Origin of the sequence: Leisingera sp. SS27 (assembly GCF_028368855.1) — a bacterium.
GTDB lineage: Bacteria > Pseudomonadota > Alphaproteobacteria > Rhodobacterales > Rhodobacteraceae > Leisingera.
Genome location: NZ_JAQNCY010000008.1, coordinates 112,614 through 131,159, shown reverse-complemented (window position 1 = coordinate 131,159; position 18,546 = coordinate 112,614). Strand labels below are relative to the sequence as shown.

Annotated in this window: 23 protein-coding genes; 11 read left to right on the top strand and 12 right to left on the bottom strand. The window is 63.2% G+C overall.

Annotated elements, in window-relative coordinates; all coding sequences use genetic code 11:
- The first annotated feature begins 2 nt into the window (after window positions 1-2).
- Window positions 3-680, top strand: coding sequence for a hypothetical protein (locus tag N6L27_RS16845; RefSeq protein WP_271908492.1), 678 nt, complete (start codon window positions 3-5; stop codon window positions 678-680).
- A gap of 31 nt (window positions 681-711) precedes the next feature.
- The gene (locus N6L27_RS16840; RefSeq protein ID WP_271908491.1) at window positions 712-1,197 is read left to right on the top strand and encodes a hypothetical protein; all 486 of its coding nucleotides are present in this window, start codon (window positions 712-714) and stop codon (window positions 1,195-1,197) included.
- Between the two features lie 203 nt (window positions 1,198-1,400).
- On the opposite strand, the gene N6L27_RS16835 is transcribed toward N6L27_RS16840, so the two are convergent.
- Entirely contained in the window at window positions 1,401-1,703 is a 303-nt protein-coding gene (locus tag N6L27_RS16835) for a hypothetical protein (protein ID WP_271908490.1), read from the bottom strand.
- Between the two features lie 300 nt (window positions 1,704-2,003).
- Here N6L27_RS16835 and N6L27_RS16830 point away from each other — a divergent pair, with 300 nt between their 5' ends.
- A complete protein-coding gene (locus N6L27_RS16830) occupies window positions 2,004-2,471 on the top strand; it encodes an aminoacyl-tRNA deacylase (RefSeq protein WP_260016371.1) in 468 nt (155 codons plus the stop codon).
- Window positions 2,472-2,522: 51 nt separating this feature from the next.
- On the opposite strand, the gene N6L27_RS16825 is transcribed toward N6L27_RS16830, so the two are convergent.
- A complete protein-coding gene (locus N6L27_RS16825) occupies window positions 2,523-2,807 on the bottom strand; it encodes a TFIIB-type zinc ribbon-containing protein (protein WP_271908489.1) in 285 nt (94 codons plus the stop codon).
- A gap of 152 nt (window positions 2,808-2,959) precedes the next feature.
- Between N6L27_RS16825 and N6L27_RS16820 the strand changes: the two genes are divergently transcribed.
- The gene (locus tag N6L27_RS16820) at window positions 2,960-3,565 is read left to right on the top strand and encodes a hypothetical protein (protein ID WP_271908488.1); all 606 of its coding nucleotides are present in this window, start codon (window positions 2,960-2,962) and stop codon (window positions 3,563-3,565) included.
- Window positions 3,566-3,579: 14 nt separating this feature from the next.
- Here N6L27_RS16820 and N6L27_RS16815 read toward each other — a convergent pair whose 3' ends face one another.
- Window positions 3,580-3,987: a universal stress protein gene (locus N6L27_RS16815; protein ID WP_039180657.1), complete on the bottom strand. Its 408-nt coding sequence runs from the start codon at window positions 3,985-3,987 to the stop codon at window positions 3,580-3,582.
- A gap of 186 nt (window positions 3,988-4,173) precedes the next feature.
- Between N6L27_RS16815 and N6L27_RS16810 the strand changes: the two genes are divergently transcribed.
- Window positions 4,174-4,716: a hypothetical protein gene (locus N6L27_RS16810; protein ID WP_271908487.1), complete on the top strand. Its 543-nt coding sequence runs from the start codon at window positions 4,174-4,176 to the stop codon at window positions 4,714-4,716.
- Between the two features lie 12 nt (window positions 4,717-4,728).
- Here N6L27_RS16810 and N6L27_RS16805 read toward each other — a convergent pair whose 3' ends face one another.
- The gene (locus N6L27_RS16805) at window positions 4,729-5,052 is read right to left on the bottom strand and encodes an antibiotic biosynthesis monooxygenase family protein (RefSeq protein WP_039180660.1); all 324 of its coding nucleotides are present in this window, start codon (window positions 5,050-5,052) and stop codon (window positions 4,729-4,731) included.
- Window positions 5,053-5,205: 153 nt separating this feature from the next.
- On the opposite strand from N6L27_RS16805, the gene N6L27_RS16800 reads away from it, so the two are divergent.
- Together N6L27_RS16800 and N6L27_RS16795 are read left to right on the top strand one after the other, a co-directional pair.
- Window positions 5,206-5,865, top strand: coding sequence for a hypothetical protein (locus N6L27_RS16800; protein ID WP_271908486.1), 660 nt, complete (start codon window positions 5,206-5,208; stop codon window positions 5,863-5,865).
- 42 nt (window positions 5,866-5,907) lie between these two features.
- Entirely contained in the window at window positions 5,908-6,393 is a 486-nt protein-coding gene (locus tag N6L27_RS16795) for a HugZ family pyridoxamine 5'-phosphate oxidase (RefSeq protein WP_271908485.1), read from the top strand.
- Between the two features lie 10 nt (window positions 6,394-6,403).
- On the opposite strand, the gene N6L27_RS16790 is transcribed toward N6L27_RS16795, so the two are convergent.
- The 3 genes from N6L27_RS16790 to N6L27_RS16780 all read right to left on the bottom strand — a co-directional run bounded on the left by N6L27_RS16790 (window position 6,404) and on the right by N6L27_RS16780 (window position 11,004).
- The gene (locus N6L27_RS16790; RefSeq protein ID WP_271908484.1) at window positions 6,404-8,695 is read right to left on the bottom strand and encodes a glycosyl hydrolase family 28-related protein; all 2,292 of its coding nucleotides are present in this window, start codon (window positions 8,693-8,695) and stop codon (window positions 6,404-6,406) included.
- Window positions 8,696-8,792: 97 nt separating this feature from the next.
- Window positions 8,793-9,194, bottom strand: coding sequence for a DUF4864 domain-containing protein (locus N6L27_RS16785; RefSeq protein WP_271908483.1), 402 nt, complete (start codon window positions 9,192-9,194; stop codon window positions 8,793-8,795).
- A 166-nt stretch (window positions 9,195-9,360) separates the two neighbouring features.
- Window positions 9,361-11,004 (bottom strand): lysine--tRNA ligase, encoded by a 1,644-nt coding sequence (locus N6L27_RS16780; RefSeq protein ID WP_271908482.1) that lies wholly within the window; start codon window positions 11,002-11,004, stop codon window positions 9,361-9,363.
- A 252-nt stretch (window positions 11,005-11,256) separates the two neighbouring features.
- On the opposite strand from N6L27_RS16780, the gene N6L27_RS16775 reads away from it, so the two are divergent.
- A complete protein-coding gene (locus N6L27_RS16775) occupies window positions 11,257-11,679 on the top strand; it encodes a tellurite resistance TerB family protein (RefSeq protein WP_271908481.1) in 423 nt (140 codons plus the stop codon).
- A gap of 123 nt (window positions 11,680-11,802) precedes the next feature.
- A complete protein-coding gene (locus tag N6L27_RS16770) occupies window positions 11,803-12,210 on the top strand; it encodes a DUF2513 domain-containing protein (RefSeq protein ID WP_271908480.1) in 408 nt (135 codons plus the stop codon).
- A gap of 55 nt (window positions 12,211-12,265) precedes the next feature.
- Here the strand turns inward: N6L27_RS16770 and N6L27_RS16765 are convergent, their stop codons facing one another.
- Together N6L27_RS16765 and N6L27_RS16760 are read right to left on the bottom strand one after the other, a co-directional pair.
- Window positions 12,266-13,081: a cyclase family protein gene (locus N6L27_RS16765; RefSeq protein ID WP_271908479.1), complete on the bottom strand. Its 816-nt coding sequence runs from the start codon at window positions 13,079-13,081 to the stop codon at window positions 12,266-12,268.
- Between the two features lie 117 nt (window positions 13,082-13,198).
- A complete protein-coding gene (locus N6L27_RS16760; RefSeq protein ID WP_271908478.1) occupies window positions 13,199-14,110 on the bottom strand; it encodes a PLP-dependent cysteine synthase family protein in 912 nt (303 codons plus the stop codon).
- 117 nt (window positions 14,111-14,227) lie between these two features.
- Between N6L27_RS16760 and N6L27_RS16755 the strand changes: the two genes are divergently transcribed.
- Window positions 14,228-14,617: a winged helix-turn-helix transcriptional regulator gene (locus N6L27_RS16755; RefSeq protein WP_039180681.1), complete on the top strand. Its 390-nt coding sequence runs from the start codon at window positions 14,228-14,230 to the stop codon at window positions 14,615-14,617.
- Here N6L27_RS16755 and N6L27_RS16750 read toward each other — a convergent pair.
- Together N6L27_RS16750 and dacB are read right to left on the bottom strand one after the other, a co-directional pair.
- A complete protein-coding gene (locus N6L27_RS16750) occupies window positions 14,595-15,314 on the bottom strand; it encodes a GNAT family N-acetyltransferase (RefSeq protein WP_271908477.1) in 720 nt (239 codons plus the stop codon). The two genes, N6L27_RS16755 and N6L27_RS16750, sit on opposite strands and share 23 nt — an antisense overlap.
- A 104-nt stretch (window positions 15,315-15,418) precedes the next feature.
- A complete protein-coding gene (dacB, locus tag N6L27_RS16745; RefSeq protein ID WP_271908539.1) occupies window positions 15,419-16,906 on the bottom strand; it encodes a D-alanyl-D-alanine carboxypeptidase/D-alanyl-D-alanine endopeptidase in 1,488 nt (495 codons plus the stop codon).
- 111 nt (window positions 16,907-17,017) lie between these two features.
- On the opposite strand from dacB, the gene N6L27_RS16740 reads away from it, so the two are divergent.
- The gene (locus N6L27_RS16740) at window positions 17,018-17,845 is read left to right on the top strand and encodes a DMT family transporter (RefSeq protein ID WP_271908476.1); all 828 of its coding nucleotides are present in this window, start codon (window positions 17,018-17,020) and stop codon (window positions 17,843-17,845) included.
- On the opposite strand, the gene N6L27_RS16735 is transcribed toward N6L27_RS16740, so the two are convergent.
- Window positions 17,825-18,457, bottom strand: coding sequence for a nicotinate-nucleotide adenylyltransferase (locus N6L27_RS16735; protein WP_271908474.1), 633 nt, complete (start codon window positions 18,455-18,457; stop codon window positions 17,825-17,827). The genes N6L27_RS16740 and N6L27_RS16735 overlap by 21 nt on opposite strands.
- Between the last annotated feature and the right edge of the window lie 89 nt (window positions 18,458-18,546).

Below are 18,546 nucleotides of genomic sequence, written 5' to 3'. Positions count from 1 at the left end.
TCGTGTCCTACAAGAAAAACGGGGAAAAAAGATTGAGCCTTGACGAAAAACACATTCGACAATTGATCGTTACGAGGTACCATCTCCAACTAGCTAACGACCAAGCTTCTATAGATAGGGAGCCTTCGATATTCGCTGCTATCTCCTTGCTGCACGACAGCTTGGAAGCATTTTTAGTGACCGCATCAGACTTCCTCAATGCAAACGTAAAACAACAAACTGACATCCCCACCTACTTAGACAGAATTAACGAAAAGCTCCCTGAAAACGTTGAGTTACCATTTAGATTCCGCCTTTTGCAGCTTAACAAGGTTCGCGTGAATGCAAAACATCACGGCGTCCAACCGGATCGTACTGAGCTTCAGGGTTACCTTGGCACCTGTCGCGACTTTTTTGAAAAGGCGACCAAAACGATATTTCAAAGGGAATTCTGGAACTTAAGCTTGACCTCCATTCTTGACGATGGCGAAACGAAAGAACTGCTTCAGGAATGCGAGAACTCCCTAGCTCAAAAAAACTACAATGACGCACTTACCTTCACTCGAAAAGCCTTCTTTTTAGAGTTTGAAAAATCCTACGATATCAAGCACTTTTCGGAAGGAGAACGTGACAGCGCCTGGTTTTTTCCATATCGGATGCAATGCACCTTCATATGCGCGAAATGCGAACTACATAGATGAGAGGGTGAATTCCCCCTTTGACTTCATAGTCATGGACAGCAACCATCTTGACGCCGAACTAGCGAAAATGAGAATTGACCACGGAACATGGTGGAATATTTGGCGCCTTACACCAGAAGTCTACCGCCACGTTCAAAGCGACGCTTGGACCGTAAAAAATGATCTGAAAGTTTTCGAGGCAGAAGGCATTGAAGCAAGAGCCCACTACGCCTTCGACAACACGGTGGACATCATTCGGAAGAAACAAAATTTCCAAAAATCTCTTCGATGGATCAACGGATCAAGCAATTACATCGTAAAACCGAAGAGAGGAGTAAAAATATTCAGAAAGGCAGATAGAAACAGCGAAGTTGTTAAAATCTTTCCCGACGGATTGTCAAGCATTAGAACCGAATACTCGACACCAGGCCTAAATGGTGAAGGTACATATTGGCACGTTTCTCATTTTCACCAGAATGAAGGGGAAAGTGAGTATACAGTTGGCTTCATTGACGAAAATGACATCAACTGGAGTTAATATTGAGCGACGTACGACTGCACAGCACACTCACCTCCGCAAAGCTACCACAAACCCACCAACCTTATATTAATAAACAAGGTTTCGCAGCGAAACCTCCTTTCATTTACACCCGTGCCCGGGCCACCGCTCCCCAGGCCCAAACCACAAAAAACCCCTCCGGAAACTCCGGAGGGGGACCACTCTTCACCACAAATCTTAAATCAGTTGTCGGCGGCGGTCTCGGTGCCGGCGTCTTCCGGCGGGGTCACTTCGATGCCGGGCACGGTGATCTCGGCGTCTTTCATCTCCACGTCGACATCCGGCACCTTCACGGTGGCGGATTCCTCGGTCAGCTCGACCGACCCGACCTCGGCATCGAACTCGGGCAGCTGGCCGCCCTCGACGTTCACTTCCACATCCGGCAGGCGGGCCTCTTCGGTCTGGTCGACGTCGATCATGTAGAACGCGGCGGCAATGGCGATAACGGCGGCCACTCCAATGGCAACGGCAGATCCTGTCTTCATGGGTTTTCCCTCTCGATTACCTGGCACCACAGCGGTGCGTCGCAGGGATAACGACCCAGGGGCGCAAAGAGTTCCCAAGATATTTCCGCGGCTTGCAGGCCCGCCGCCCCGCCCCCTTGCCCGACTCACCCCTTCGGGCGCAGACTGTCAGGCACCATAAACCTGCGCGCGCCCCGGCCTGCCGCTTGCTGCGCCCAGGACTGATGCCGCCGCCAGATCAGTGAGCCGGAACGCTCCCGCGGCGGCCAGGACCTGCGCCACGCGCCGCCGGGGTCCCGCCCCAGACAGGAGGACCCTTCGATGATTGCCTCACGCCTGAAACATCATCTGGAGGCACAGGGATTGCCCTTTGCCACCGTCCGCCACCCCTATACCGCCACTGCGTCCGAATGCGCCGAAGCCGCCCATGTGCCGGGCGGCCATCTGGCCAAATCGGTTCTGATCCACATGGAGGAAGGCCCGTTTCTGGCGGTGATCCCCTCTGACCAGAAGGTCGATCTGCACAAGCTGCAGTCGATGGTCGACCGCCGCCTTGGCCTCGCGCCAGAGATTGAACTGGATCAGGTTTTTGATGATTGCGACCCGGGCGCGGCGCCGTGCGTCGGCGCGGCCTATATGGTGCCCACGGTGATCGACGACAGCCTCACCGGACTCGACAAGGTCTGGTTCGAGGCCGGCGACCACAAGACGCTGGTGGAGATGAAGGGGTCCGATTTCGACACCCTGATGAAGGACGCCAAACACGGCTCCTTCTGCACCATGCACTGATGCCTGCGGCCAGCCGCCCCCGTGTTTCCGGGGCGGCACGGATGGCGGCGGTCAGAAGTCGAACAGATCTTCCAGGAAGTTCTTCGATTTCTTCTTGAAGGACTTCTTTTCGTACTTCTTTTCATATTTCCGGCCATCTTCCCGGCCGTACTCCCGGCTGCGCTCCTCATAGCGCTGCGGCTGCGGCGCGGACTGCACCGGCTGGGCGGAACGTTCGATGATCTTGTCCAATTCGCCCCGGTCCAGCCACACGCCGCGGCAGCGCGGGCAATAGTCGATCTCGACCCCGGCGCGGTCGGACATCACAAGTTCGGTTCCGTCAATCGGGCACTGCATTCGCGTCTCCTTCTGCAACTCCAGCCTTTCACGTGGGAACCGCTTTGGCCTCCTGCAAGGCAAAACCAGTGCAAAATCCCGCAATTTGCGGCTTTCCGCCCGTTTCCAGAAAGCTGACGCGTGGTAAGCTGGAGCAAATCAAGGAGGCTTACATGAGCAGCAAGACCATCCTCGCCGGGCTACTGGCCCTGATCTTTTCCTGTGCCACGGCTCTTGCCGGCGGCGACGGCGGCGGCAGCCGGGACGGGATGGATTCCGGCGGCGGCCAGCGCAGCGGCCTCAGTTCCAAGACCACCAAGGCGGTTGTCACCACGCTGACCCGCGGGTTTGAGCGCTGCGGCACCCTGCCCTGGGCTTACAAATACGACTGCTACCGCCACACCTACAAGCTGGCGGCGCAGAAACTGAACGGCAACCAGGCCTATGCCGAGGCGCACAGGGCACTGGTTCTGGTCGAGGAAACCCTGACCAGGGCCGTCAAGCAGAACCTCGACCCCGCCCAGCCGGTCAAGCGCAAGGGGCTCAACCTGTACCGTCCGGTGAAGCGGGAGGCGGTGCCTCAGATCAAGCGGCAGACCGAAGCGGCAATGAAGAAGGCCGAAACAATCCTGCTGCGCTCACCGGCAAACAAGCAGGTCCATTATGCCCGTATCGCGGAGGCGGTGAATTCGAACAAGGTTCTGCTGCGTTCCGCTCTGCTGCCCGGCGGCATGATCCGGCTGGCCTGGAACCTGCTGAAAGCGGCGGTCCCGGCCTGAGGGCCGGGTTAGCCTCAGCGCACCACATGCACGGCACAGGCCGCGTGGCGCACCACGTGGCCTGAGGTCGACCCCCAGATCAGGTCCTGCATCGACGGCCGGTGCGAGGCGAGGATGATCAGATCCGGGCCGTTCTGCTCTGCCCAGTCCAGGATGGTGCGGCCGGAATGCCCCTCCACCAGCACGCCCTCGGCATTGGGCAGCGTCTTGGCCAGCCCGTCCAGCTCTGCCTGCAGCGCCGTGCGGGTGCCCTCCATGAAATCCGCCGGGATATAGGAAATCGCATAGGCCGGCACCTCTTCGATCACATGCAGCAGCGTCACCTTGGCGGTTGGCGAGGACAGCAGCCGCGCCACCTTGAGCGGCCCGGTGGTGTCGCGTTCAGGGTCAAATGAGACCGGCACCAGAATGTTGTGATACATAGCAGTTCTCCCTTCTCTTTCAGTTTACACCCTTTTTCCGCCCAGCGCGTTGACAGGGATCATCTGCAGCGTGCACGCCAGGGCGGAACTGCTCAAGTCTTGTGCCCAACGCCGCCGCCCGCCTATGGTTCCGGATGAGGCCCCTGCCCCGGCCGCGCTCCGGGACGCTGATTGAAAGGTACCCGGATGATTTTCAAATCCATTTCCGCAGGCTTTCTGGCAGTGGCGCTGGCCCTGCCCGCAGCCGCCAGCCCGAAGGCGCCGCACGGCAGCTACACCACCGCGATGTCGGACAGCGTCACTGCCAAGGCGGTGAAGGTGCTGGCAAGCGGTAACAGCAGCTGCCGCCAGCTGCCCCCGGCCTATCAGATCGACTGCTACCGGCAGTTCTACCGCCGCGCCGCATCAGAGCTGAGCCGCTACCCGGATTACAAGGACGGGCGCAAGGCGCTGAAGATGGTGGAGAGCACCCTGAATGCCGCGCTCAAGCAGTACCGGGACAGATCCGCTGCTCCCCTGCGCAGCGGCGGCCAGACGTTCAAGGCGATCAAGCCCGAGGGGCTGAGCCCGGCGGCGGAGGCCTTCCGGCGCGCCCGCGCTGATGCGGTGACGATCCTGCTGCGCTCCCAGGGGCCGATCAAGGTGCACTACGAGCGCATCGCCGAAGTGGTGGATTCGGCCAAGGTCATCATCCGCTCCGGACTGATGACCCTGCGCCGGTTCATCTGAGGCAGCCGGGGCTCAGGCCCCGAACACCTCGGCGACGTCATACATCACCGGTTCGAAGCTGCGGCACAGCTCGTTGATCTTGCGGTTGCGCTCGCGCATCTCCGGGCTGCGCAGCATCGCCATGAAATCCTCGCGGCGGCGCCATTGCGAGTAGTTGGCGATCCGGGTCTGCGCATCATTCACATGCAGGCCCGCCGCAATGAAGCCCGGCTGCTTGGAGATGAACTCCGCATAGGCATTCTCAAGCGCCTCCAGCAGATCCTGGCAGGTGCCCGGCGTCATCTCGAATGTGGTGATAACGGTCTGGATGTCCGCGGTTTTTGCTATTTTCGGCATTGGCTCCTCCGTTGACGTGATCCCAGCCTACGCCCGTTACCGCACCAAGCGCACGTCATTTTTTACGGAACGCCCTCCGGCCGTTCGAGAGGCGGTTAACACAACCTTAACCATAAAGCCGAACCCTTGCAGCTCTCGCAACGAGGTTTCGGGATGAGACCTGCCTTTGCCGCCTGTCTTGCCGTGCTGCTGGCCCCGCCGGCGGATGGCGGCGCTTGGCTTGAGACACCGGGCCAGGGCTTTGCCGCGGCCAGCGCCAGCTACCGGCAGACCGCCAGCGGTGAACAGCACGAGCTGAGCTATTACGGCGCCTACGGCATCACGCCCAAGCTGACACTGGGGGTGGATCTGAACCAGTCCGGCGATCTGTCCGGCCATGCGCTGATCTTTGCCCGGATGCCGCTTTATGAGGGCGCGCGCTACCGGCTGGCGGCAGAGGCCGCCTTTGGCGGCAATCATGACCGCGGCCTTTGGATGATGATGCAGAAGGCCACCCTGTCCTATGGCCGCGGCTTCGACACCGGCACCATCAGCGGCTGGCTGGCCATCGACGCCGCCTATGAGCTGCGCAACAGCGGTCTGGCGGCAGTCTGGAAACTGGACGCCACCCTGGGTTTGAACCGTCCCGGCAAACCCGCCCCGATGCTCAAGATCGAGACCTCCAAACCGGATGGCGGGGTGTTTTCCTACACGCTGACGCCGTCGCTGCGCTATCCCTTGCGCACCGGCCGCGAGCTGGTCGTCGGCGTGGAGCGCCGCTCCGCCGGCGCGGGCAGCCTTGGCCTGAAGCTGGGGCTGTGGCAGAAATTCTGAAGCCGCTGACCCGGTCGGGCAGCACAAAACAGAAAGCGCGCCATGGCCGATGTGATCCGCCCCACCGATGACCAAGCCCGCGGGATGGCCCGCGGCCTGATGACCGGGGCCCGGTTTGCCGCGCTTGGCGTGCTGCTGGAAGACGGCCAGCCGATGGTGACGCGGGTGGCCTTTGGTCTGGACCCCCAAGGGCATCCCATCAGCCTGATCTCTGACCTGGCGCAGCACACGCAGGCGCTGCGGCAGCATCCCGCCTGTTCGCTGCTGGTGGGGGAGCCGGGCGCCAAGGGCGACGCGCTGACCCACCCGCGGCTCAGCCTGCTGGCAGAGGCGGCCTTTGTGCCGCGTGACAGCGCGGACCATGATACTGTTGCCGCGGCCTATCTGGCGCATCAGCCGAAGGCCAAACTCTACCTGCAATTTGCCGATTTCAGCTTTGTCCGCTTTACAATCACGGCAGCGCATCTGAACGGCGGCTTTGGCAAGGCGTTCCGCCTTGCCGCCGCAGATCTGCTGCCGGGCGATTAGGGCCATCGCGTCAGGACCCGCTGTCCATCCGCATCAGCAGCTGCACCTGCCCCTTGACCGCCTCCGGCCAGCGCAGGTTCACATTGTCGTTGTTCGCCCCCTGCGAGACCTCTGCATAGGAGGTGATATAGCGGGTGCTATTGCCGCTGGTCTGCAGCGCCCCAATCGGCACAACGCTGTCGACAAACCGCGCATGGCCCTCAAACGGCAGCTCGCCGCCGGCGGCAACGGTCCAGGTGGAGGCGGCCGAGGCCTGATTATGCACACGCCGCAGCGGGTTGGCCGATTGGATCACAACGTTATGGTACATGTTGCCGCTGAAATCGACGTGTTTGGAGCGGCTGAAATCCAGATTGGCAAAGCTGGTGTCGACCCGTTCCGCGCGGTCAATGGTGCCGTTCAGGGAGCGGAACTTGTTGCCGGTCACCGAGACCCCGTTCAGGAAGTTGCCGCTGCCATAGGGTTTGATGACGATGTAGCTGAACCAGGGCGCCACATCGCCCGACAGGAACACATTGGCGGTGATGGAAAGGGCGCTGAAAGAAAACCCTCCGTTGAAGTCCGGCGTAGTATCGCGCTCGTTGGTCCATTCGATGAAGCAATTGTCGATGTAGTTGTCCGACACGGTGGAGGTGCAGTTGTTGAAGGCCAGCACCAGCCCGGCGGTGCGCACCCCGTTAGGCACCGCATCGCCCTGAAAGAAGTGGTTGCCGGCCACGGTGTTGTAACTGCCGCCCAGCACAGCGAAGTGCCGGAACCGCGTGGCGCGGTTGCCGCGCAGTTTGGAGTCATTTGCATTGACGTTGAGGCCGATGCTGACACGGTCCGGCACATCCAGCGCGTCTTCATTCGACAGGAACTGGCAATTGTCGATCAGAACGCCCTGGCAGCCGGTGCCGGTGGAGGTGATGCCGCGGTCCAGCGGGCGGGAGAAGAAGCAGCTGTCGAAGGTGTTGACCGAGCCGGAGGGCGCAAGCCGCACGGCGCTGCAGCGGCCGTTGCACTGGAACTCGATGTCCTGCAGGCCGAATTTGCTGAGCGAACCGAAGCCGCTGAAGTCCACCAGGTACTTGAAGTCGCGGAATGTGAAATTCTGGGTGCCCTCGGCATCGTAAAGCGCGGCGCTGAGGGTCAGCTCGCCGGCGCCGGTGTTTTTGGACCTGACATAAACCTCGCGGCCCACGCCAGCGCCCTCGACCAGGGAGCCGACGGCGATGTTGGCAATATTGGTGACATTGGTCAGCTTCTTGGCATCCGCAGCGCTGTAGGTCGCCTGCGACGTCACCACCTGCGTGTCCCAGGCGGCGCTGTCCGCGGCTTCGATCTGGCCGTTGCGGATGATGCGGCGGGTGGCATAGGAGGTCTTGTTGGGCACCGCCGCCGCCATGCCGATGGGGGCGCTGACGGTGATCTTGCGGCCCATCAGGTCCAGCGATTCATGGTCGGAGTTGTTCAAGAGTGCCTGGAACGCCTTCCGGAAGCCCAGCCCCTCATCCCCGAAAGCCGCGGCGTAGGAGGGGAAATCAAAGTTCCGGGTCAGCAGCAGCATGGCGCTGTCCGGCATCTCAACCGTGCCTTCAAACACCGCCTCGTGGTTCAGCGACACGGTGCTGGCCAGATAGAACTCCCCCGCAGGCACCAGGATGCGGCGGCCGTCGGCGGCGGCGTCGGCCGCCTCGAACGCGGCGGTGCAGTCAAAACTGCCGTTGCCCACCGCGCCATAGTCGGTGACATCCACCACGCTCAGCATATCGCGCAGGAAGGCGCTGGTGATGTCGGTGATCTCGATATCATCGATCCGCACCACGCCGCCGTTAGCGCCGGTGAGGTCGAGGCCAAGGTGGCCATAGGCTGCATCGCGGCCCCAGGGCATGTCCACGCCGCCGCGGCTGCCGCTGCCGACGATGCCGGTCACCTCCACCACCTGGCCATAGGTGCTGAGCGCCACCTGCGGCGCAAACTCGGTGACGCCGCCGATATGGCCGCCGCCGGCCGCCGCCGCCCAGCCTGCAACCCGGACCGAAGGCAGCGCGCCGCTCATGGCCTTGATGCGGACCTTGATCTGCAGATAGCAGCCCGGCGTGAGCGGTGTCTGGCCCATGAAGCGCAGCTTCTGGGTGTTTTCGGTCTTCTGCATTTCCAGACAGCTGCCGAAATCGCCATCCGCCGCCACAAAGACCGCATTTACGGCGCCATCATAGGTGTCAGACCCCGGGGTGCCGTCGCCGCTGGACCAGACGCCCAGACCATCCGCAAAGGCGGGGGGCATCAGCTGCAGACCGTCGGTGATTGCCTTATTCATGGAAGCTTCCTTTCCTGCTGCGCATCTCGCGTTCGGGAAAAAGGAAGTACAGAAAGGGCGTTAAATTCCGCCCAGCGGTGCGTACGCTGCCCTGGGTTCAGACGCTGCCGGCCGGCCCCTTCAGCAGGTGCACCGCGTTGATTTTCCAGCCGCTTTCCAGGTTAACCATTTGGTAATCCAACAGGTGCACGGCGCCGCTTTGATCGGTGATCATGACGCGCTGCCACAACCCGCCCGCCACCTCACGCAGGTCCAGATAGCGCACCTCTGCAGGGCGCCAGACCATCGGATAGCCCTGCTTCACCATTTCGCCAAACCGCTCAGGCGTGCCGAAAATCCGGCGGATATCCGGAGAGGCGAAGGTGAACGCCGTCTCAGCATCATTGTTCAGGAAGGCCTCAAACTGAGAGCCGATCACAGCTGTGACCGGCTCTCTCTGGGCAAAGGCCGGAAAGGTCAGAAGAAAAACACTTACCCCCGCAAACAGAACACTGCGCATCTGTCCCTCCCGGTCCGTTTCTTAATGTTAGGACAGGGTGACGCTGCGTCAAACTTTTTTTCGATCTGGTAATTTTGTTGCGCAGGGCGCGGCCGCGGGCGGCAAGGCTGGAAACGCAGAAGGGCGCGGAAACCCGCGCCCTTCGATTGCGATAGACTGTTCAGGCTCAGGCCAGCTCGCCCGCCAGCGCTTTTTCGATCAGCGCGATGGTGTCCTCGACGCCGTAAAGCGCGATGAAGCCGCCGAAACGCGGGCCCTGGGAGGCGCCCAGCAGCACCTCGTAGATCGCCGAGAACCAGGCGCGCAGCGGCTCGAAGCCGTGGATCTTGCCGATGGCGAAAACCACCGACTGCAGGAATTCCTCATCCGCGAAATCCGCCTCGGGCAGCGGGTCGGTGTTGCCTGCGATCTCGTTCTTCCTGGCAATTGCGGCCAGGGCGGCGTCCGCCGATTTCAGCGCGTCTGCCAGGTCCTGCAGCGCCGCGCGCTCCTGATCGGTGGGCAGGCGGAATTCCTTCGCGGGTTTCACGAAGTCGTTGAAATAGGCCACCGCAAAGCCCGCCGCCTGATCCATGCCCGGATGGGTGTCGGGGGTGGCGTTGGGGGCGTATTTGTTGATGAAGCCCCACATGGTTTCCTTGTCCTCTGCACTGGAGGCAGAGGCCAGGTTCAGCAGCATCGAGAACGGCACCACCATGTCCGACTGCGGAACATCGCCGCCGTGGATATGCCACACCGGGTTGTTCAGCTGCGCCTTCAGGTCCTGTGTGTGGTAGGCGCGCAGCTGCTGGTGGTACTCGTCCACCGCCTTGGGGATCACGTCGAAATGCATCCGCTTGGCGGTCTTGGGCTTCTGGTACATGAAATACGCCAGGCTCTCGGTCGAGGCGTAGGTCAGCCATTCGTCGATCGAGATGCCGTTGCCGGAGGATTTGGAGATCTTCTGGCCGTTGGCATCGAGGAACAGCTCATAGGTGAAATGCTCCGGCGCGCGCTGGCCCAGCACCCGGCAGATGCCGTCATAGATCGGAGTGTTGGTGGAGTGGTCCTTGCCATACATCTCGAAATCGACTTCCAGCGCGGCCCAGCGGGCGCCGAAGTCCGGCTTCCACTGCAGCTTCACGTTGCCGCCAGTGACCGGTAGGGTCCATTCCTTGCCGTCCTCGTCGTCGAAGGTGATGGTATAGGTCTCGGCGCAGACCTTCTTCATCGGCACGTAAAGAACGCGGCCGGTTTCCGGGTGGATCGGCAGGAAGATCGAATAGGTCTGGCGGCGCTCCTCGCGCAGGGACTTCAGCATGATCGCCATGATGTCATCGTATTTGTCGACGGCGCGCTTCAGGATCTCGTCGAACTGGCCGGAGCCGTAGAATTCGGTGGCCGAATAGAACTCATAGGAAAACCCGAAGGTGTCCAGGAACCGGCGCAGCATGGCGTTGTTGTGGTGGCCAAAGCTCTCATGCGTGCCGAACGGGTCCGGCACTGAGGTCAGCGGCTTTTGCAGATGCTCCGCCAGCGCCTCCTGGTTGGGGACGTTGCCCGGCACCTTGCGCATGCCGTCCAAATCGTCGGAGAAGCAGATCAGCTTGGCCGGGATGTCCGAGATGGTCTCGAACGCCTTCTTGATCATGGTGGTGCGGGCGACCTCGCCGAAGGTGCCGATATGCGGCAGGCCAGAGGGGCCATAGCCGGTTTCGAACAGCACATAACCCTTCTCCGGCGCGCCCTTGGCATAACGTTTGAGAACCCGGCGGGCTTCTTCAAACGGCCAGGCTTTGCTCTTCAGAGCCTCGTTGCGCACATCAGACATTTGTGTTCTCCATCGGCGGCAGTTCTGTCAGCGATCGGGGTGCCGCGTGATCATCCCGGATGCCCCATGCATCCGGCCCTTCCCTCTATTGTGCCTGTGCAGCATGAGTCAATGACGGCAGCCCTTCCGGCGCAGGGATTTGCAGGCCGCAGCCGCGCAAAAATTGCCGCAGCGCGCGGTCTGCCGTTGAACCCGGCTGCGGGCATACCTATCCTGATTGCATCGCAAATTTTCCAGACAAGGAATTCGTCCATGACAGAGCAAACCCCGCACCCGATGTCCCCGCAGGACTGCCTGGTGGCGCTGATGGTGGCGGTGTCTGCCTCGGACGAGAACATCCGCACCGCCGAGCTGGTCAAGATCCAGTCGGCGGTCAACATGCTGCCGGTGTTTGCAGACTATGACATCGACCGGGTGGCCCGCATTTCCCGCACCGTGTTAGACCTGTTCGAGCAGGAGGACGGGCTGGAGGCGCTGTTCGGCCTTATCCGCGGCGACCTGCCGGAGCGGTTGTTCGAGACAGCCTATGCGCTGTCCTGCGATGTGGCGGCGGCTGACGGGGTGCTGGGCGAGACCGAGCTGGAGTTCCTGGCAGAGGTCCGTTACGAGCTGAACATCGACCGGCTGCACGCCGCCGCGATCGAGCGCGGCGCGCGGGCGCGGCACATGGTCTGACACCGCCCGGTTGACGCAGCTTCCCTTGCCCGGCGCGCATGGCGGGGTTGCACAACGCAAGCTTGCAGAAAATTTGACCGACTCCCATTTCGCGCTAGTTCGACGCGTATTGGGAATCGGTGCATGGTCAGGTGGCAAAGAGACATTGGTGAAATCCGCAGGCTTCTGCTCGAGATCGAGGGCGGGAGAGAAGCGTTCTGCGCCCTGCCGCGCTCTTCTGCCGAAGCGATGATGCTGCCCGCGGAAGAGTGCCTGCCCGACGGTGAGGCGCGCAAGCTGTCGTATCATCTGAGCCTGCTGGAAAGCGCCGGACTGGCCCGGTTCAGCAGGCTGTCCAATGGCAACTGGCATGTGCGCGGGCTGACCTGGAGCGGTCATGAGCTGCTGGACAACATCCGCCGCGAGGACATATGGGAAGCAGTGCAGGAGCGCCACCGCCAGCTGGGCGGCTTCAGCATGGAAATCCTTAGCGGTCTGGCAGGGGAATTGATGCGCCGGGAGGCCGGGACGCTGGAAGCGTCCGGCACCTGAGCAATCTTTTTCCCTGGGCCCGGCCGGCACTCCCCCCGGCGCCGGCCGGGTCTCATCAGGACACCGCCAGAATACGGGCCGGGCCGCCGGAGCCGCCGCGGTGCGCCGGCGCCCCTACGAACAAACGGGCGCCGCTGGCAGGCACCTGATCCAGATTGGCCAGGTTTTCGATCCCGTAACGGTTCTGCGGCAGCCAGGCGTAATGGGTGGCGAAATCCGCGGACGGGCCGTGGTCCAGCGACAGCGTGTCGACCGCCAGCGCCACGGCGCCGGTCTCCAGGAGCATCTGCGCCGCTTCCACATGGAAGCCGGGGAAATGCATCACGCCCTCTTCGTCGGCATTGCGGAAGCCGTCGCTGCCGGTTTTGCCGCCCCAGCCGGAGTGCATCGCCACGCAGGCGCCGTCCGGGATATCGCCGTGCTCGGCGGTCCAGGCCTTGATGTCATCCGGTGTCACCTGGGCATGCGGGCTTTCCGCGGCCCGGGCGGCAATGTCGATCACACAGAGCGGGCAGATCAGGTTCTGCACCGGGATTTCATTCACCGCCTGCCCATCGGCCGAGAAATGCAGCGGCGCGTCGATATGGGTGCCGGTGTGCTCGTTCAGGGTCAGATTGAACAGGTTGAAACCGTTGTCCTTGAAATTGAAGGCCTGGGTGATCTCTACCCCGGGCTGGCCGAAATAGGTCGGGAAATCGGCGTCATAGGCATGGGTCATGTCCACCACCCCGCCGTGCGCCATGGCGGCAGCGGGGGCAGAGGCGCCCGCCCCAAGGGCAGCACCGGCGGCTGCGGCGGCACTCGCCTTGAACAACGACCGGCGCGACAGCATCCGGTCCTTGACGGCATTCATTACGCAATGGTCACACATGGGCTTCTCCCTGGCTGGCGCCGCCTTGCTGGCGGCTGCATTGGCAGGAAACTAGCCTGAGCTGTGCAATGTCAAACCTCTGCGCGCTCCCCCGGCTTCACGTCTGCGCCAGACCGGTCACCGGTAGAGCGCGGAATTGAGGTAGCGCAGGCCGGTGTCGATCACCACGGTGACCACCCGCCTGCCCGGCCCCAGTTCGCGCGCACGCTGCAGCGCCGCCCAGATATTGGCGCCGGAGGTGATACCGCCCAAAAGCCCCTCCTGCTGCGCCAGCATACGGGCACCAGCAAAGGCGTCCTCGTCCCGGACCGGCACCACATCGTCAATCAGGTCGCGGCGCAGGATCTTGGGCAGGAAGGACAGGCCGATCCCCTCCAGCTGGTGGGTGCCGCTGGTGTCGCCGCCCGACAGGTTGCGCACGTGATAGGGCTCGATGGCAATGATGCGGGTTTCAGGGTTCACCTCCTTCAGCACCTCGGCATTGCCGGAAATGCAGCCGCCGCCGCCGGTGGCCATGACAAATTCATCCACTGGCCCTTCCAGTTGCGACAGGATCTCCCGCGCCATACCGTGGTAGCCGCGCTTGTTGTCCATGTTGTTGACCTGATCGGTCCAGAACACATCCGGCTCCGCCGCCAGCTCCCTGGCCCGCGCGATGGTGCGGTCGATCACGCTGGCGGTCAGGATGCCGCCCTCGGCGCGGATGATCTCCACCTTCGCACCATAGGCGCGCATGGTCTGCAGCTTCTCCTCCGAGAACGCGTTGGAGGAGACGAAATGCGCCTTGTAGCCGCGGGTGGCGCAGACCATCGCCAGCGAGCTGCCGGTGCTGCCGCCGGTGTATTCCACCACCCTGCCGCCGGGCTTCAGATCGCCGCGCCGCTCCGCCCCTTTGATCATCGACAGCGCCATCCGGTCCTTCATGCTGCCGGTGGGGTTGGCGCCCTCCCATTTCACCCAGACCCCGGCCATGTCCGGGGTGGTCAGATGCTTCAGTTGAACAAGCGGCGTGTTTCCGATGGCGTTCATGCGGCGGGTCTCCCTGGCTGCGCGAGTCACTTTCAAAATTAAAGTGACTATGCGGTAGTGGCTTTCATTTTAAAAGTCTCTTAATGTGGCGGGACCAGGATCCACAGGAGACGCGCCTTGACCCAGCCGCAGACCAAGTACCGCTCGCGCTGCTCGATAGCCCGGACGCTGGACGTTCTTGGGGACAAATGGACGCTCTTGGTGGTGCGCGATCTGATGTGGCACGGCAAGCATACGTTCCAAGAGCTGCAGGCAAGCGAGGAGCATATTGCCGCCAACCTGCTGTCAGAGCGGCTGAAGCGGCTGATGGCGCTGGGGCTGGTGGCGCGCGAAGCCTATCAGGACCGGCCGGTGCGCTACCGCTATGCCCTGACGGAGGCGGGCCGCAGCCTGGAGGGGCTGCTGCTGCAGATCATGGGCTGGGGCCACGCGCATCTGGGCGGCGGGCTGTACGACCCGCAGGCCGGGCGGACAGTGGCGGACGCTACCCCCGATGGGCCGCAATAAGCTTGCTTAGGCTCTGTTTCTGCTGCCCCTCAGCGTCGAAATTGCCGGGATCGAGCCATTCGGCATAAGCCGCCTCCAGCCGCGGCCATTCGCTGTCCAGCACCGCATACCAGGCGGTGTCGCGGTTGCGGCCCTTATAGACCACGGCCTGGCGGAACAGCCCTTCATAGGTGAAACCCAGCCGCTCCGCCGCCCGGCAGGAAGGCGCGTTCAAGGCGTCGCACTTCCATTCATAGCGGCGGTAGCCGAGGTCGTTGAACACCCGCGCCATCATCAGAAACATCGCCTCCGTCGCGGCGGGCGTGCGCTGCAGGGACGGCGCATAGGTGATGCCGCCGACCTCGATCACGCCGTGTTCGGGCTTGATCCGCATATAGCTGGCCACCCCTTCGGCCCGGCCGCTGGCGCCGTTGACGATGGCAAAATAGGGCTGCGCATCAACACCGCTGGCACCCTGGATCCAGGTGCGCAGTTCGGTTTCGGTGCCAAACGGCCCCCAGGGGATATAAGTCCAGATCGCGCCGCCGGGGTCCTGGCAGAAGGCGGCAAACAAATCCGTCGTGTGGCGGGCGGCGTCCAGCGGCTCCACCCGGCAGTAGCGGCCTGCCAGCCCGTCGTGGCCGGGCAGGCGTGCGCCCTGCCAATCCGGCAGCGGGGCACCGATGGGCTGTCCGTGGTCGTTGATACGCTCAGTCATTGTCTGGTCCTTTGCATTCCCGGCAGGCCGCGCCAACGGTCTGCCTGCGAACTGGCCCGCAAGAAACGTCCAGTATCAGGAAAAACTGCCAGACCAGTCAGGGCCTAACTGCCGTAAACCGCGCCCCAGCGTTCGATCAGCTGCTGCTGAAGCTGTTTGGCGCGGCGGTTCCAGCTCTTGGCGCCCTGGGGACGTTCGCGCTGCGCCCGGGTCAGGCGGCCGCGGGTTTTCTGATCCGCACTGAAAATGGCAAAGGCCAGCACGGTGCCATCCGCCGCGGTCATGAAGCCGCCGAGGCCGGAAACAAAGTTCAGCGTTCCGGTCTTGGCGGCGACCTTGATCGGGTGCCCCTTGATGATGCGGCCCTTGGCGTCACGCATCTGGAAAGATTTCAAGAGCGGTTTCAGCTGGCCCGCCTTATAGGCCGCCACCAGCGCGCCGGTCAGATCCGCAGGTGTCATCCGGGAATCTTCGCCAAGGCCGGAATGATCCACCAGCCGGCTGCCGGACATGCCGTATTTGCCCGCAGCCCAGCGGCTCATCTCCGCGGCGGACGCCTTGAGCGAGGCCGGACGGCCCGCGCGGGCCGCGGTGGCGGACATGCCGATCATCTCTGCCATCAGGTTGTTTGAATACTTCAGCATCGCCTTCAGCAGCACATCCAGCGGCGGGCTGTGGTGCTGGGCCAGCAGGGTGGCTGAGGGCAGCGTGCGGGTTGCCTTGGGCTTTGGCAGCTTGATGCCATTGGCGCGCGCCATGGTGCGGAACACGTCCCCTGCATAGGCCGCAGGGTTGCGCACCGGCAGCCAGCGGGACCCGCCCTTGCCCAGCGCCTTGGAGGCGACGGTCCAGTGGTCCACGCCGCCCTTCTCAGCATAAGTATAGACCGGCACCGCGCGGGACTGGATCGCCATCCGGGCAGTGGCCACCTCGGGGCGGTATTTCTCGGTGCGGGCGTCCATGGTGATCGCCCAGCCGCCGCTGGCGGCGCGCTTCCATTCGAAATGCACCCGGTTGAAGTTCAGCGAGATGCCGGAAACCGCAGGGGAATAGCCGACATGATCGGGCTGGTCCGGGTCGATGGTTTTAACGCTGGGCAGCGCGCCGTCCCAGATCAGGAACTTGCCGCGCACCTCGCGCACGCCGGCGGTCTTCAGCGACTTTGCCAGCAGCGCCAGATGATCGGTGTTCAACAGCGGGTCGCCGCCGCCCGCCAGGATCAGGTCGCCGTTCACCACGCCGCCCGCGACACCGCCGGTGGCCAGGATACGGGTCTCAAACCGGTGGTCCGCCCCCAGCACGTCCAGCGCATAAAGCGCGGTCAGCGCCTTGGCGACGCTGGCAGGCGGCAGGGCCTGGGTGCCGCCGGAGGATTCCAGCACTTGGCCGGTCTTCACATCCGCCACCGCGCAAACAGCCTCGCCCCTGAGGCCCGCGCGTTCAATCAGCGCCTTCAGGCCATCGGCCCCCGCCGCCAAAGAGCTGACCTTGCGGGCAACAGGCCGCAATGAGACCGCCGGCGCATTGGCCAGCGCAGAGGAGCCCGCCAAGGCGGCGAGCCCGGAAAGAAGGAATGTCCGGCGTGAAGTCATCTTATTCATTTTTAGGGTCAGGAGCGGCTCTACTTCAATCCCCGATCCGCAGCTTTGCGCCGCAAGGTCCGGGCTTTTTCACACGGGCAAGTCCTGCTACCGCTGGCAGCCATGTTTCAGGCAGTACTCCTCATGTTCGCGGCCATGTCAATGATCCCCGCAGGCGACCTGTGCGGGAAGCTGCTGACCGGCGCCGGGCTGGCCACGCCCGCCTTTGTCGCCTGGTCCCGCTTTGCCATCGGCACCGCGCTGATCCTGCCCTTTGTGCCGCGCCGGGCGTTCTCCCTGCTGGGTGACTGGCGGCTGTGGCTGCGCGCCGGGCTGCTGACCGGCGGTATCTTCTCGATCCAGCTGGCGCTGCAGACGGAACCGCTGGCCAATGTCTTTGCCGCCTTCTTCATCGGGCCGGTGGTCAGCTACGTGCTGTCGGTGCTGTTGTTGCGCGAGCAGGCAACGGCGCTGCGCAGCCTGCTGATGGCGCTGGGGTTCCTGGGTGTGCTGATGGTGGTGCGGCCGGGGTTCGGCGGCTCTGTGAACCTGTTGTGGGCGGTGCTGGCAGGCTGTTTCTATGGCGGCTTTCTGACCAGCTCACGCTGGCTGGCGCATGTCGGCACACCGCTGGAGCTGAGCCTGACGCAGCTGCTGCTGTCGGCCCTGCTGATGCTGCCCTTGGGCCTCGCCAGCCTGCCGGAGTTCACCCCCGCCACCGCGGCGCTGACGGTGGGGAGTGCGGCCTTTTCGATGCTGGGCAACCTCTTGCTGCTGTTTGCCTATGGCCGGGTGCAGGCGGTGAAGCTGGCGCCGATGGTCTATTTCCAGCTGGTCGCCGCGGTCGGCCTGGGCTGGGCAGTGTTCAGCCAGCTGCCGGATGCCTGGACCTGGGCCGGGCTGGGGGTGGTGCTGTCGGCCGGGCTGGCCTCAGCAGCCCTCCGCCGCTGACCAGCTGCCGCGGGCGCGCAGCGCGGTGGAGCTGACGTCCACCATCGGCAGATTGACAAAACACCAGGCCGGGCTTTCGGCCTGTGCCAGCAGCTGGCTTTCGCTGCCTTTCAGCATCGAATGCCGGTAGATCCGGGCCGCCGGGGAGAACCGGGCCGAGATCCGGTCGCCGGGACGCGCCAGCACCCCCACCGGCACCGTGTCCAGGATCTGCTGCCAGTCCTTCCAGCGATGGAAGTGGGTCAGGTTGTCAGCCCCCATCAGCCAGACGAAGCGCACGCCGGGATGGCGGCGGCGCAGGTGGCGCAGGGTCTGGGCGGTGTAGCGGGTGCCAAGGTCCGCCTCGATACCGCTGATATGGATGCGGGGATGCTGCACCAGCGCCTCTGCCGCAGCGATCCTGCGCGCGAGCGGCGCGGGCTGGCGGGTCTTCAGCGGATTGCCGGGCGACACCAGCCAGAACAGGTGATCGAGCCCGAAACGCTTCAGCGCCGCATGGGAAATCGCCGCATGGCCGCGGTGCGGCGGATCAAAGGACCCTCCCAAGAGCCCGACGGCCATGCCCGGGCGGATATGCGGCAGCTTGCAAACCATGAAGGCCTTGATGCGCATAGTTTCCGGCTGAGATCAATCGCCACACGCAGCAGTGCCGCACAACCCTGCGCAGATTGCCTGAAACGCTGCTTTGGGTGTAGAATTTT

Coding starts and splice junctions, on each gene's coding strand:
- N6L27_RS16840 (WP_271908491.1), top strand. CDS start 712: ATGGACAGCAACCATCTTGACGCCGAACTAGCGAAAATGAGAATTGAC.
- N6L27_RS16835 (WP_271908490.1), bottom strand. CDS start 1,703: ATGAAGACAGGATCTGCCGTTGCCATTGGAGTGGCCGCCGTTATCGCC.
- N6L27_RS16830 (WP_260016371.1), top strand. CDS start 2,004: ATGATTGCCTCACGCCTGAAACATCATCTGGAGGCACAGGGATTGCCC.
- N6L27_RS16825 (WP_271908489.1), bottom strand. CDS start 2,807: ATGCAGTGCCCGATTGACGGAACCGAACTTGTGATGTCCGACCGCGCC.
- N6L27_RS16820 (WP_271908488.1), top strand. CDS start 2,960: ATGAGCAGCAAGACCATCCTCGCCGGGCTACTGGCCCTGATCTTTTCC.
- N6L27_RS16815 (WP_039180657.1), bottom strand. CDS start 3,987: ATGTATCACAACATTCTGGTGCCGGTCTCATTTGACCCTGAACGCGAC.
- N6L27_RS16810 (WP_271908487.1), top strand. CDS start 4,174: ATGATTTTCAAATCCATTTCCGCAGGCTTTCTGGCAGTGGCGCTGGCC.
- N6L27_RS16805 (WP_039180660.1), bottom strand. CDS start 5,052: ATGCCGAAAATAGCAAAAACCGCGGACATCCAGACCGTTATCACCACA.
- N6L27_RS16800 (WP_271908486.1), top strand. CDS start 5,206: ATGAGACCTGCCTTTGCCGCCTGTCTTGCCGTGCTGCTGGCCCCGCCG.
- N6L27_RS16795 (WP_271908485.1), top strand. CDS start 5,908: ATGGCCGATGTGATCCGCCCCACCGATGACCAAGCCCGCGGGATGGCC.
- N6L27_RS16790 (WP_271908484.1), bottom strand. CDS start 8,695: ATGAATAAGGCAATCACCGACGGTCTGCAGCTGATGCCCCCCGCCTTT.
- N6L27_RS16785 (WP_271908483.1), bottom strand. CDS start 9,194: ATGCGCAGTGTTCTGTTTGCGGGGGTAAGTGTTTTTCTTCTGACCTTT.
- N6L27_RS16780 (WP_271908482.1), bottom strand. CDS start 11,004: ATGTCTGATGTGCGCAACGAGGCTCTGAAGAGCAAAGCCTGGCCGTTT.
- N6L27_RS16775 (WP_271908481.1), top strand. CDS start 11,257: ATGACAGAGCAAACCCCGCACCCGATGTCCCCGCAGGACTGCCTGGTG.
- N6L27_RS16770 (WP_271908480.1), top strand. CDS start 11,803: ATGGTCAGGTGGCAAAGAGACATTGGTGAAATCCGCAGGCTTCTGCTC.
- N6L27_RS16765 (WP_271908479.1), bottom strand. CDS start 13,081: ATGTGTGACCATTGCGTAATGAATGCCGTCAAGGACCGGATGCTGTCG.
- N6L27_RS16760 (WP_271908478.1), bottom strand. CDS start 14,110: ATGAACGCCATCGGAAACACGCCGCTTGTTCAACTGAAGCATCTGACC.
- N6L27_RS16750 (WP_271908477.1), bottom strand. CDS start 15,314: ATGACTGAGCGTATCAACGACCACGGACAGCCCATCGGTGCCCCGCTG.
- dacB (WP_271908539.1), bottom strand. CDS start 16,906: ATGACTTCACGCCGGACATTCCTTCTTTCCGGGCTCGCCGCCTTGGCG.
- N6L27_RS16740 (WP_271908476.1), top strand. CDS start 17,018: ATGTTTCAGGCAGTACTCCTCATGTTCGCGGCCATGTCAATGATCCCC.
- N6L27_RS16735 (WP_271908474.1), bottom strand. CDS start 18,457: ATGCGCATCAAGGCCTTCATGGTTTGCAAGCTGCCGCATATCCGCCCG.